This is a genomic window from Clostridium sp. LS, assembly GCF_002760435.1.
In the GTDB taxonomy this organism is placed as follows: domain Bacteria; phylum Bacillota; class Clostridia; order Clostridiales; family Clostridiaceae; genus Clostridium.
Genome location: NZ_AUUU01000132.1, coordinates 1 through 12,550, shown reverse-complemented (window position 1 = coordinate 12,550; position 12,550 = coordinate 1). Strand labels below are relative to the sequence as shown.

Here is a 12,550-nt window from a genome sequence, read left to right as displayed (position 1 = left end):
AATTGCTGGTTTACTTAAATGTATTTATCATATTCTGTTCAATTTTCAAAGATCTTGTTGCCCTCAAGCAACTCGTTTATTGTATCATCTTGCAAAATCAATGTCAACACTTTTTTTACTCTTTCGCATTTTTCATCAATTCCCGTGACGACAAAAACTATTATATCATCATATTCACTATAAACTTTGTCATTTTAGTTATTCTTCGATAATTATTCTTTGTATCCTTTAATTTTCTCTATATTTCTCATTTACATACAGAGAGATACACTAGGCTATGTTTTATGGCTTATTTGTATCTCTATATACGTATTATGAATAATATAGGTGACTTATAACGTCTAACAACAATATTTTTTACTTATAATGTAAATTATATTTTCTACCATATTCCTACTCTATCTTCTGGTTTTACGTACATTTTATCTCCTTCTTTTATATTATATGTTCTATAAAAATCTTCAAATTGAGATAAAACTACATTTACTCGGACTTTTTTAGGGGCATGAGGATCATTGCTTAATAAGTACTCTCTTAACTCTTTAGTTGAAATTTCTCTCCAAATTATTGCATAATTTTCAAACAAGTCTTTAAGATTAGGATTTTCTGCTTTTTTAGCAATATCTAAAACACAGGCTATTCCGCCTAAATCACTTATATTTTCACCAACAGTTAAAATACCATTTACGAACTTTCCATCGCTCATTTCTATATTAGAATAATAATCTGCTACTTTTTTGCTCCTATTTGTAAATTCTTTATAATCATTTTCACTCCACCACTTTTCTAGTTTACCATTTTCATCAAATTGTGCTCCGGTATTATCAAAAGCGTGAGTTAGTTCGTGGCCAATGACAACTCCAATTCCTCCAAGATTTTTTTCTTTGTTTGCATTTTTATCGTAAAATGGCGGCTGCAATATCCCTGCCGGAAAAACAATTTCATTATTTAAAGCATTATAGTAAGCATTTACTGTACATGCTCCCATATTCCACTCATTTTTATTAACAGGCTGATTCAATTTAGAGAATTGCCTCTTATTATGCGATAAATAAATATTTAATACATTGTCCACCAAGTTACCATTTTCCTCATGAGAGTTTATTTTTATATCACTATAATCATTCCATTTTTCAGGATATCCCACTTTTACAGTCACATTTTCTAATTTATTAAGGGCTTTTTCCTTTGTCGCCCTACTCATCCATGAAATATTTTGCAATCTACCTTCAAAATTTTTTATAATTTCTTTTGCCATATTCTCTACATCTTTTTTAGATTCTTCATCAAAGTATTTATCTACATATAGTTTACTTATGATTTCATTTAACTGACAATTTACAAATTTAACCCCGCTGCCCTCATTTATATCAGTAGATTCTACACCATAAAATACCCTTCTTAATCCGTCACTTGCTTCCCTGTGATTAGAAGTTAAGAAACTATCTGTATTTAAAAGCACACATGTTTTCAAAAAAGTTTTCATATTATCTAAATTACTTTCTACAATAAGTGAATTTACTAGTTTCAATTCCTCAGGATTTTCTACTATTATCTTGTTATTTTTACTCACATTTAGTTTAGATAGTAATTTTGAAAAATTAATATTAGGTACTAGCTTTTCTAAACTTTTAATTGTATGCACATTGTAGGATTTCTGTATTCTATTTTGATCCCTAGCTTCTTCTTCATAAGAAGGAATTTTTTTCGCTATTTCATTTTCAATATTATAAAAAACTTCTGCATTATTTTTAGCAACCTCTTCGTTTTCACCATACAAAGTATGTAATTTAGTTAAATAGTCCATATATACTTGTTTTATTTCTTGATTAGTACTTCTAGTGTCTTTATAATAAAATGAATTTCCTAATCCCAAATTGCTGTTTCCTACGTATAAAACGTTCTTACTACTATCCTTATAATCAGGCCCAACCCCAAGATTTATTAATGATTGAAAGTATGAAAACTCTTCATCATTTAATAATCTTTTTAAATCCTCTACATTTTTAATCTCTTCAATTATGTTTATATATTTCTCTATCGGCTTAACCCCTAATTTATTTCTTTCATCCATATTCAAATAATTGTTATACAAGTTCAAAACCTTCAATTCATCACTATTTTTATCATAACTATTTTTATTTTTTTGTATATCTTTTATTATATTAAGTATGTCTCCATTTACCTTTCCACATACTTCTTCGAAGGTTCCATAAGAAACATACCCATTTTCCAGTCTTGTATTTGACAGCCATTCCTTATTCACTGCAGTATAAAAATCATCTTGTATCCTAACATCCTTGCTACATTCTACTTTATTACTACTCGCACTATTTAAGCTATTAATTTCTGAACTATATGCACTAGTATTTAAAGGTAATGACATGCTTAAAATAAATACTATTACTGCTGAAGCAATTCTTTTTAGTATATTCTTCCTCATAGCTAACCTCCCTGATATATTAATTATTATGCGACTTGCTTTTCATGCTTTTTATAATATTTCTACTCATTACAATGAAAAGTACTTCATTAATATTATTTAATATATTGCTTCAAATAATACATAGTTTTGAGGCATATTCAAAAATATGCTTAGTTAAGTTAAAGGTTTAATGTTTTGAATTATTTACTATACTTGCTTGTAGTCCAAAACAAAGAAACTAGATATGAGTTTGTAAAGCGGGCATTTGAAAATGGATTGAAATTTTCATAGTCCTCTAGAACAAACATATATCTAGTTTCAGTTCATATACATGTTATATAATTATACACTGTTTATTAAGCTACAACTCCAGCAATTATAATACCAATTGCAATCATAAAACCTGCAATAACAATGGCAACAGCAACATTTTTTTCCCTTAGTTCTTTATTAAAATCAACTTTAGTTAATACCTTGTCAAAAAACCAATAACCAAATATTAGTAAAACTATACCAATTAATCCGAAAATAATGCTTGATAAAATATTATTTAAAATTCCATCCATAAGTACTTCCTCCTTAAAAATATCTTTTATTAAAACTCAGCTATTATAAGTTCACTGAGGATATTCAAATAACTAAAAGTTTATACCATCCAAAATCCAAATTCTTATAATTACTTTTTAATATATGTAGGAATATATATTGCATCTTTATTAGTTATAAAATCCCCCATTCTAGTATATAGTCCACACGGCGTATCATTAGCTATGTATACTCCTATTACAGGAAATTGGTATTCCCTACATTCCTCCATAGTTGAATAAATATCCGAATATAAAGGTTTAATATTAACCCTATCTTGAAATACCACATCGTCTGAGGCTCCGCTTATTGGGTCACAACTTAAAGCAACACCTAATCCTTCTCTTGAAAGATATGGTTTAACCACATAATCGGCGGAAAGTTGTTTATCCTTCTCCAAACATGTATATGGAATGTATCTCAAAATAAATTTTTCATCTTCTTGTGAGAAAAAATTCTTTCCTATAAGCTCATGGATCACTGCAAAAAACACCTTAGATTGAGTTATTAATGTATGCCCAGGATTTATTAAATAGTCCCCTGAATTTAAAGGCTTAATTATTTCTCTCATTTCCTCTTCAAAGTAAAACCAATCTAATGGATAATGCCTATAAATTGCGTGAATTTCTTCTCCATAAAGATATATTTTATTATCAATCACCTTTAAATCATATACATTTCCAAATATAATAGTATATTCTTTCAGCTCTTTTAATATTTCCGTAATTATATTACTTGTATATATGTCTTCATAATACCAGGATGTAACAACTGCAATATTTTTTATTCCCTTTGATTTTTTAAGTTCCTCTAATATATAAAAAAATGACTTCCTTATATTACCTCTAAGATTTGTATTTGGGTCATCACAATCTATACCGAGCTTGTACTTCACTATAGAATTCACTCCCAGAGCTTCAACCAATCCAGCTGGAGTTTCTGAGTTGAATTCTAAAAGTTTCAAATTTCCATCATTATCAATAACAAAATCTATCCTTCCCAATGCACATAATGCAAAAGTAATGGATGTGGAAACCAATTTATAAAGTTCTTCTGGAATGCCTAATATAGGTCCAAAAATCTCTATATTTTTTTGTATATATGGATACATTCTTTTTAATATTTCGCAAAACCTCTGGCTTACAAAAAACATTTCTTTATATTTCTCTTCTTCTAAAATAAGTGAATTTAGCGAAATACATTCATTTATATTTGTATATGCACCAGTAAAATTATATTTAAAAGTGATCTCATCTATTATGTCATTCCATACTTCTTTTCTATTGCTAGAAATAAATCTCCTTAATGAAATAGGAAAATCCTTAACCCCTAAAGGACACATCCAAGTATAGTTATCATCTGTTAAAAAGTTCTTGCTCCACCGTACCAAAAAACCTTGTACTTTATATCCTATTAAATAAACCCCAAAGTTTCCAAAGGCTAAAGTTGGAACATTCATATTGCAATTGCTAGGAACATATGTATACTCCTGCCTGATATTTATCAATTTTTGCTTTACATGTATCTTTTCACTTTCATATACTCTTTTAATTTCTTTATTCCAATCCTCTTTTGTATAAAGTTTACCGATGTAAACTTCTTGACTATATCTTCCCAAGGAGGATTTTATAACATAATCATTCTTGTTTTTCAATATCTCTTGACTTTCATTTAATATTTCTGTGTAAGGAATACATTCTCTAATAATTTTTTTATCTGTTATCGAAAGAAGGTTTGAGTCTTCTTTAACTAAATCCCAAAGATAAGCAAAAAAGCCTTTTGCCTGTATTGCGATTATTCTTGGGTCATTAATTAATAGTAAGTTTCCGCTATTAACACACTGCAGGATTTCTTCAATATTAGAAATTTCATAAAAAAATTCTGTAGGAAACAATCTTAAAATTATCGGAAGTTTTATATTTGAATATCCATAAACGCATCCATCTTTAACAGATAAATTATTAGATCCCACCTGAATTATATTAATATTAGTTTCTTTTAAAATATCCTTAAAATAATAACTATGGTGTAATTCTTCATAGTGACAAGGGTCCATTAAAACTCCTACATTAATCTTTTCTTGGCTATCATAAAAATCATTGCAAATCTCCAATAGTTCCTTTTTAAAAACATCTATAAAGCTGCTATTTAAATTTCCATCAAAATCGCTTTTTCCTGCTAAGTGTATTTCCTTTTGGCCACAGGGTTTATCATAATTAAATTCAGCAAAATAAATCTTATTGTTAACATCTCTAAAGGTATCATACCTTGTCCAGAACATTGGAGCTACTGGGCACTTTAGATTAAATATCTCATCTTTAAATGCAAAGTCATCAAAATAATTCAAAAGTCTTTTGTGCGCACCCGTAACATTATGCAATATTTCTAAGGATATCCTATTTATTTCTTCACTATAAAATACCATCTTTTGATAGGTATTTGTATCAAAATAGAAAGATATTTGTGAATGAACATATTCTTCACCTAAAGAGCTTACCATATAATTATTAAATAGGACTTCTTCAGTGTATCTAATTTGCTTTTCCATGGTACACTCCCCTTTCTATAATTATTTGAGTTCATAAAAACTTACCCCATAAAATATTAACTTGATGAGCTTCCACCTACTGATCCAGAATAACCGGAAGACTTTCCACCCGTGGAGCCTGTTATTCCGCTTTTACCGCTACTTGAAGAAGATCCATCACCTATAGATGAATGACCACCTGAAGAACTGCTTCTTGATGACCCTCCGCCAAATCCATGCCAGCCTCCAGAATAACCGCCTCCATTATTATAAGAACTATTTTCTTGATCTTGGTCTTCTTCATCATCTTTCGGGTTATAGCACCCTGCAAGTCCTAATGGCCCACTTACTACGAATGCTGCTGCTACAGCTATTGCTAATGCTTTTTTCTTACTCGCCTTTGATATTTCCTTAAGGTTCTTTGATATTTCATCAAAATCTTTCACTATTTCATCACCCTTATTATTTCTACCTCTAACTCTTTATTTACCGAGTTTATATAAACATTTAAATCTTCTTTTATTTTATCTTTAGTTAATATTACTATCTTGATATATCCTAATTCCTTTAACATAAAAGCATATGGCAGGTCATCTTCACCAATTCCATATTGATTATTTAGTTTATCACTAAAGTTTCTATAATCTAAATCATCACTATATCTATTATAAGGAATTAGCATAACAAATTTTTTAGTTTTTACCTCTTTTAATCTTAAGCTGTTATTTATTAACTTACTAATATCATTTTTATCTCCAATAATCCCAAATGGGTGAAATAAAAGATTAATATTTAAAACTGGTTTAATAAGAAATTCGTTATTTAGTATTAATGCAATATCTAATATCTCTTTAAGTGGCAAATCTACTATAACGAAACTGCTGTCATCTGAATTTTCTATTATATTATTTATTATCGTCTTATCGCATTCAATTATCTTTTCTTCCGTCAATTCAAAATCATCGTAAGTTTGTAATGACACAAATGGCGAACTTCTAAAAAAGCTTTGAAACGGACCTAAATCACTTTTCCAAGTTCTATATACTTTTCTCAAATCTATCTCTTCAAGATTCATTAAACTGCCTACCTTTCATATGTAGCTGCATAAATTCCATCTAGAGATATACATTGCTTAAATCCATCCTCAGTTATGAATACTAGATGACTATCAGCACATTCACTTTCACATACTTCCCCTTTAAATGAGATTTCAGGATCAGAATCCTGCCAAGATTTGATATTAGAATATATATTAATTTCTTTAGCATAAGATAAAAATCCATAGGAAAGTTTATATATAAAAGCAAAATTATTTTTTAATGAAAGCATTTGTCTATATTTCTTGTGGTCTATAATTGTATCGATAACTAATAATCCATTACATATAGAATTAACCTCTCCTTCAAGAATTTCTGAGGGCTTATCATTAAACCATTCATTATATGTTTTATAAATATAAATCTCCATACTTACCTCACTTTCTTTAATTACTACGTATCCCATTTTCATTTACTTTGTAGTTATCAGGGGTTATACAGTTAACATATAATTGCCCTTCTTCATTGAACCCATAAAGCGCTCCATTTATGTTAAGCCACAGCGGCTTATCTTTTTCACCCTTAACTCTCATACAATTTGAGTCAAGATAATATTTATGTCCGTCATTTGGATCAGCATACCACGTGCTTTGAAGTGCATATCCAACGTCATTAAAAATATACCATTGCCCATCGATATATTTCCATCCGTCCTTTGCTGTGTAATAATATTCATTATTTACATCAGTGCAATACCACCAGCCCACATTATCTAAGTTCCATCCTAATTTATATTTGTTTAAAGAATGTACTATTCCATTACATAATCCTTGTGCCAATGTATTTTCATAACTATCATCATTTAATAATCTGTCTTCGTCAGGATTAGACATAAATCCCAACTCTACTAATACAACAGGAACCTTAGACCAGTTAAAGCCCGTAATATCGCTTCTTTGGACTACACCTCTGTTATTCATTCCTGCACTTGAAATCAAATCATTTAATATAGTTTGTCCATATTGAGCACTGACATCACTTATATCTTTTGCATATCCTACTGGCGCTGGAACCAGCATTGATGCACCAGTTACACTTGAATCATCTATTCCATCACAGTGAATTCTAATGACTAAATCTGCATTATTATTATTTCCAACTTCTGCTCTTTCAATATTCCCTGGATCCTCAGACTCTTGAGTTTTTGTCATTACAACAGTATATCCATTGGCCTCTAATAAAGTTTTTAACTTATCTGCCACTCTCAATGTAATAACGTACTCTGGAACACCAGTTGCAACTCCCTGCGTTCCTCCACCATCTTTTATTTTGGTAATACTTGAATCTGGTGATTGAAGCTCGTATTCGCTGTTGCCTCCTGCTCCATGTCCTGGATCAATAACAACTACCTTTTTACCGGATGCAAATGCTGTTTGAATATTGGGAACACATATTACTGATGTTAATAAAACAGCAGCAGTTAAAAAACATGTTAATAGCTTTTTCATTTTCTTCCTCCACTCTAGTATCTAAAGACTATATAGCGATATTCTTTCCATTATTTCACTTTCACTACATATTTTTAATTTTATCACTTTGCACCTCATATTTCTATGTATTTCCTTATATTCTAAAAAACTATAATTCAAAAGTATTTTCTATTACATTAGGTAAAACACTGTAGATAGACTTTCCAATTCTCTCCTCAAAATATTTTTTTATTTCAAAGGTTGCTTTCCACTTATCTACTGTATATTTGCTAACCCCATGTCTTAATGCAACATCCAGCATTCTCTTTTCCATTAGACAGTACCCTGTAGGTAGTGCTAACGCATCACACAACTGAATTAATTTATCATAGTCTGAATATTGTACATTTTCCAGATATTCCTTAACAAATTTATATTCTTCATTTGAACAATCCCATTTCCCAAAAACAGCGTCAATTTCTTGAATTTGATGCGAATGAGTTAAACAAATTCTTCCCAACAAATCATATCCTTTTTCAACTGCAAAATTATATCCATCTATGCTATGTCTCATACTCGTCACGCCATATCTCCTCCCAATATCATGCAACATTCCGAGTATTAATGCTGTATTGGAATCTAACTCTTTGTCCTCTTTTGCAATTAATTCTGCTGCTTTACCAACATATAAAGAATGATTTATCCATGGACCAGGATTTAATTTGCTGCCTTCCTCCAATATTTTCTTTGCTTCCTCCAATGTTGGTATACCCTCTTCTAAATACTTTTTCATACTTGTACATCCCCTTTTATCTAATCTATCACATAACTAATTCCCACCATAATCAAAGTATAACATATAATGTAAACAATGCATTCTTAAAATCTTATTATACCTACATGACTTATGCTCGTAACAATGACCACGCTAAATTAAAATACCAACGATTTAAACTTCTCTAAATCGTTGGCATTACTCATGTTTGTTGTATATAATCATAATCTACGAAAAATAATCTTTTGATCAATCAAGTCAACAGTAACTAACAAATTACATTTCCAAATCTGGTCAGAGTTCATTTCAATCATAGTAGGATAAGGCAATCCATCTGCTTGTCTAAAATTGTTCGCTTCAACTATATTATTAAGGGTTAGATCCATATCCGCAATTTTCAAATTAACATTAGAATACGTTGGCCTTTTATTTTCTCCCATACCTATAGAGTAATTACTTTCAGGATTATACAAATATGAATGATTCTTACCAGTATCTAGGTAAACTATTATTGGCTCACTATTATATTCTGCCTCAAAAAAAAGTAAATCTTCTTGTCCCTTGGTTGTTGTTTTATAAAGAGGAAGTACAACATATTTACCTGTATCAAGCTTTGCATAGTCAATTGGACTGCTACTTACAGCTATTTTATGTCCTTCATAATCTAAGGTAATTACCTTTGATTTAAAATAAGCTAATCCTATGTTTCCATTAAACTTTTGCGAAGAATACATAGACCAGTCAGATATACTGGTGTTTATATTTTTATATGTATCTCCAAATACATTAATTTCATTAACTTTTACATTCGTTATCCATCCACGATGAGAGCCATCTCTATTAGTTGCCTCTGCTTTATTTAAAACAGTGTAGTCAATTTTATCCTGAATAGCATCAGTAAAGGATATTCCAACTCCACACCCTGTATCAAATCCTAATTTATATTCATCGTTTCCTACTTTAACTGGTATTTGAGGACAAATTCCATCGCTAGATAAATCGAATGTAAGTTTGTGGATTTCACTTTCTTTATATCCTAAATCTGTAATCCAAGTCTTATCCGCAAAAAGCGTCTGTATATATCCATAAGAAAAATATCCTCCAACTGCCACTATTAATGTTAAAAATACACTGATTACTATAACCGATGTTTTTGATTTTATTTTCATTCCACTTCACCTCTACTGGCAAATATTTATCTTCCATAACTTTTATAATATAGAAATTATAACATATTATTCAAAAACATATTTTTAAAATTTTATTTAAAGAAAAATTTAAAATAACTGGTGGCTATGTGATGTCAGTCACCCAAATATAAGTGGCTTTTTTTATTTCTTTATATTTTTTTGCATCAATTCTCTTTAAAATCCACATAATAAGAACTGATTTATTAAGTAAACAAAAATTACTCTAGAGGTGGTTAAAATAATGAAAAGATTTATTTCTATATTTCTTATTTTTTTATTTCTGTCGCTCAGCATGAATCCGATTAATGTATTTGCAGAAAATCAATCTAAAACTTTGAAGCAAGGCATATATAATGCAAGGGATACTAATTTGCTTATAGGTACCCCCATTACTGTAAAGCTTACATCTTCTAATGATAGAGCTATAATTATAATTATTGATTCTGATCAAACCATAGAGGCACTAGTAAGATTAAATTCTAGAATCTCCCAACAAATTTTGCCTCCACTTAACTACGATTCCTCAATTATAATCTTTACTAATGGAAGTGTAATATTTTCATAAAATTTACTTTGGAAGTTTTTCTTTTTATTTATCTTACTACACTCTTCCTAATCTTGAATATTACTTCTTTTAGTTCATATGATAACAACTTATTAATCTACATTTAAATACTTTTGAAAGGTCGTAAAATTAATGAAAAAATTTATTGCTCTTTTATCTATTTTTTTATTACTGTCATTTAATATGAATACTATAGTTGCAATTGCTGAGACTAAAACATTAACAGAAGGATTTTATAAAATTAAAGATACTGGGTTAACAACTGGTATTCCTTACAATGTAAAAAATACTGCTCCTACTGGCAGAGCAATTGTTATGATTTTTGATGAAAATGCATTGATGCAAGAATTTATACGATTGGAAGCAAATTCTCCCGCATATGCCCTCAAACCGCTTAACTTTGATTCTACAATCATAATTGTTGGTGGCGGAACAGTTACCTTTTCTTAAAAAATACTATTATAATTTCATTTATAGAAAATTTTGTTTTCAGTTGAGGGCTATATGGTACCAGCACCCCCAGTCAGAAGCACCCGTAGCAGATGGTATTCAAAATACAGTCATGACCACCAGTAAAACTGGTGGCTTGCTATGCGCCTATAAGGCTTTGTTACTGGCTGTGCTACTTGCACACCGAGCGGTTTGCCAACTGCATATCTTTACTAGCCGCACCTAAAAGGTGCTTTATTTTTTGCCTTCATTTACTGGCTCACCTGTAAACGGGCCAATATATTCCTTCAAACTCATTTGTTAAAGGAACTAAGCTTGCACCTTTTTCGTTTACTATTCCTAAATTGCATCTCATATAAATTCTTAATGGCTTTATCATTCTTTGGAACCCATCATCAGTGTAACTCCATTCCATTTGTATATCTCTATTAACTAGCACTTGCAAGTAATTACTCTAGCTAATATTTTCACCATTGACTTGTAGTTGTTGTAATAACAAAAATACCAACAGTTTAAATTTCTCTAAACCGTTGGTATCACTTATTTGGGCGCACTTGGTGAGATTCAAACTCACGACTTCCGGAAATATATATTCTTGTATTTTCTGCTACTAATTAGTCATAAATGGCTCAACTGGGTTACCCAATATATTCCATATCACTAAATAACCTTGTCCTATGTTATTGAGTAAGGGGCAAAAATGGGGCAAATTCAAATTATATTTTCCTTAAATACTATTATCTGCTTAAGTAGTTTTTTAACATAAAATAGATTTACAAGCTGAAACTTAGTTCAATTTTGCAAGCAATATCTGAAAAATCTCTTCATTAGTAATAGTCTTCCTAAAACTTTACCCTATTATAAAATAATCCTTACTAGTTCTTCGCCCCATGTTCGCCTAATATCCACCACATTCATGATTCAGCTTATCTGCTTGGTACTTTTATACCTTTCTCACTCTCTCACTCTCTCTTATCTGATAGACTATCACTTTTAGTCTATCTACTCGGTACTTTTTTTGCTTTTACTCCGTACTTTGTTCAAAAACTATTGAAAATTATATTATTTTTTGATTTTAAAATATTGATTCAGATTGTTTATAAAACAATGCTACTTACTTTTATATGAGCTCTTGTGTCTTCTTGCCTTATTCCATCAATATTTCTATTTTAACATTAAAAACAATTTTATTCACAATTTTGTCCTTATTATCTATACTTATCAACAGCAAACTTTATTATTTGTTGATATTATAATTTATAATAAATAAAAATATAAAAAACTTAGTACTTTTAGCCCGTATAAACCAGACCTACCAAGTTTTTCAATAACAAATAAATACTATATGAATGTCACTTAGGACTCATCATAAATTTATTGGTTATGAGTCAATTGCTCTAATCAACTCTACAAAAAATCAAAAAAAAATATCTCAAATGATTTTAGTAATCACTTTGAGATATCCTTTTTACTTACCTCGCAACGTCCTACTCTGCCACACAGTCTCCCATGCAGTACCATCGGCGC

12 protein-coding genes are annotated in these 12,550 nt (G+C 30.0%); 2 read left to right on the top strand and 10 right to left on the bottom strand.

The features are described from left to right. Positions 1 to 382 precede the first annotated feature (382 nt). The 9 genes from COL3_RS23905 to COL3_RS23865 all read right to left on the bottom strand — a co-directional run bounded on the left by COL3_RS23905 (position 383) and on the right by COL3_RS23865 (position 9,987). Positions 383 to 2,443: a M13 family metallopeptidase gene (locus COL3_RS23905; RefSeq protein ID WP_008426246.1), complete on the bottom strand. Its 2,061-nt coding sequence runs from the start codon at positions 2,441 to 2,443 to the stop codon at positions 383 to 385. Positions 2,444 to 2,781: 338 nt separating this feature from the next. Continuing rightward, positions 2,782 to 2,991, bottom strand: coding sequence for a DUF350 domain-containing protein (locus COL3_RS23900; protein WP_008426245.1), 210 nt, complete (start codon positions 2,989 to 2,991; stop codon positions 2,782 to 2,784). A gap of 110 nt (positions 2,992 to 3,101) precedes the next feature. Then, positions 3,102 to 5,558: a glutathionylspermidine synthase family protein gene (locus tag COL3_RS23895; protein WP_008426244.1), complete on the bottom strand. Its 2,457-nt coding sequence runs from the start codon at positions 5,556 to 5,558 to the stop codon at positions 3,102 to 3,104. A gap of 56 nt (positions 5,559 to 5,614) precedes the next feature. Next, positions 5,615 to 5,983, bottom strand: a complete 369-nt coding sequence (locus COL3_RS23890; protein ID WP_008426243.1) for a hypothetical protein — start codon at positions 5,981 to 5,983, stop codon at positions 5,615 to 5,617. Continuing rightward, positions 5,983 to 6,612: a hypothetical protein gene (locus tag COL3_RS23885; protein WP_008426242.1), complete on the bottom strand. Its 630-nt coding sequence runs from the start codon at positions 6,610 to 6,612 to the stop codon at positions 5,983 to 5,985. The genes COL3_RS23890 and COL3_RS23885 overlap by 1 nt, the downstream gene beginning before the upstream one ends. Before the next feature lie 8 nt (positions 6,613 to 6,620). Then, positions 6,621 to 7,004 (bottom strand): hypothetical protein, encoded by a 384-nt coding sequence (locus COL3_RS23880; protein WP_008426241.1) that lies wholly within the window; start codon positions 7,002 to 7,004, stop codon positions 6,621 to 6,623. Positions 7,005 to 7,020: 16 nt separating this feature from the next. Next, positions 7,021 to 8,082, bottom strand: a complete 1,062-nt coding sequence (locus COL3_RS23875; protein WP_008426240.1) for an N-acetylmuramoyl-L-alanine amidase — start codon at positions 8,080 to 8,082, stop codon at positions 7,021 to 7,023. 130 nt (positions 8,083 to 8,212) lie between these two features. Further along, complete coding sequence (locus COL3_RS23870; protein ID WP_008426239.1) at positions 8,213 to 8,836, bottom strand: HD domain-containing protein; 624 nt, start codon at positions 8,834 to 8,836, stop codon at positions 8,213 to 8,215. A 203-nt stretch (positions 8,837 to 9,039) separates the two neighbouring features. After that, on the bottom strand, positions 9,040 to 9,987 hold the full coding sequence (locus COL3_RS23865) for a hypothetical protein (protein ID WP_008426238.1): 948 nt from the start codon (positions 9,985 to 9,987) through the stop codon (positions 9,040 to 9,042). Positions 9,988 to 10,249: 262 nt separating this feature from the next. Here COL3_RS23865 and COL3_RS23860 point away from each other — a divergent pair, with 262 nt between their 5' ends. Then, a complete protein-coding gene (locus tag COL3_RS23860; RefSeq protein ID WP_008426236.1) occupies positions 10,250 to 10,573 on the top strand; it encodes a hypothetical protein in 324 nt (107 codons plus the stop codon). A 183-nt stretch (positions 10,574 to 10,756) separates the two neighbouring features. Next, on the top strand, positions 10,757 to 11,023 hold the full coding sequence (locus tag COL3_RS23855) for a hypothetical protein (RefSeq protein WP_347474390.1): 267 nt from the start codon (positions 10,757 to 10,759) through the stop codon (positions 11,021 to 11,023). A gap of 259 nt (positions 11,024 to 11,282) precedes the next feature. On the opposite strand, the gene COL3_RS28980 is transcribed toward COL3_RS23855, so the two are convergent. Next, positions 11,283 to 11,438 carry a hypothetical protein gene (locus tag COL3_RS28980; protein ID WP_180277976.1) on the bottom strand — a complete coding sequence of 52 codons (156 nt, stop codon included), beginning with the start codon at positions 11,436 to 11,438 and terminating at the stop codon, positions 11,283 to 11,285. Between the last annotated feature and the right edge of the window lie 1,112 nt (positions 11,439 to 12,550).

What these genes read in the sequence shown, in the direction of transcription:
- COL3_RS23870 (WP_008426239.1), bottom strand. Translation starts at nt 8,836, where the DNA reads ATGAAAAAGTATTTAGAAGAGGGTATACCAACATTGGAGGAAGCAAAG.
- COL3_RS23875 (WP_008426240.1), bottom strand. Translation starts at nt 8,082, where the DNA reads ATGAAAAAGCTATTAACATGTTTTTTAACTGCTGCTGTTTTATTAACA.
- COL3_RS23905 (WP_008426246.1), bottom strand. Translation starts at nt 2,443, where the DNA reads ATGAGGAAGAATATACTAAAAAGAATTGCTTCAGCAGTAATAGTATTT.
- COL3_RS28980 (WP_180277976.1), bottom strand. Translation starts at nt 11,438, where the DNA reads ATGGAATGGAGTTACACTGATGATGGGTTCCAAAGAATGATAAAGCCA.
- COL3_RS23880 (WP_008426241.1), bottom strand. Translation starts at nt 7,004, where the DNA reads ATGGAGATTTATATTTATAAAACATATAATGAATGGTTTAATGATAAG.
- COL3_RS23895 (WP_008426244.1), bottom strand. Translation starts at nt 5,558, where the DNA reads ATGGAAAAGCAAATTAGATACACTGAAGAAGTCCTATTTAATAATTAT.
- COL3_RS23860 (WP_008426236.1), top strand. Translation starts at nt 10,250, where the DNA reads ATGAAAAGATTTATTTCTATATTTCTTATTTTTTTATTTCTGTCGCTC.
- COL3_RS23900 (WP_008426245.1), bottom strand. Translation starts at nt 2,991, where the DNA reads ATGGATGGAATTTTAAATAATATTTTATCAAGCATTATTTTCGGATTA.
- COL3_RS23885 (WP_008426242.1), bottom strand. Translation starts at nt 6,612, where the DNA reads ATGAATCTTGAAGAGATAGATTTGAGAAAAGTATATAGAACTTGGAAA.
- COL3_RS23865 (WP_008426238.1), bottom strand. Translation starts at nt 9,987, where the DNA reads ATGAAAATAAAATCAAAAACATCGGTTATAGTAATCAGTGTATTTTTA.
- COL3_RS23855 (WP_347474390.1), top strand. Translation starts at nt 10,757, where the DNA reads ATGAATACTATAGTTGCAATTGCTGAGACTAAAACATTAACAGAAGGA.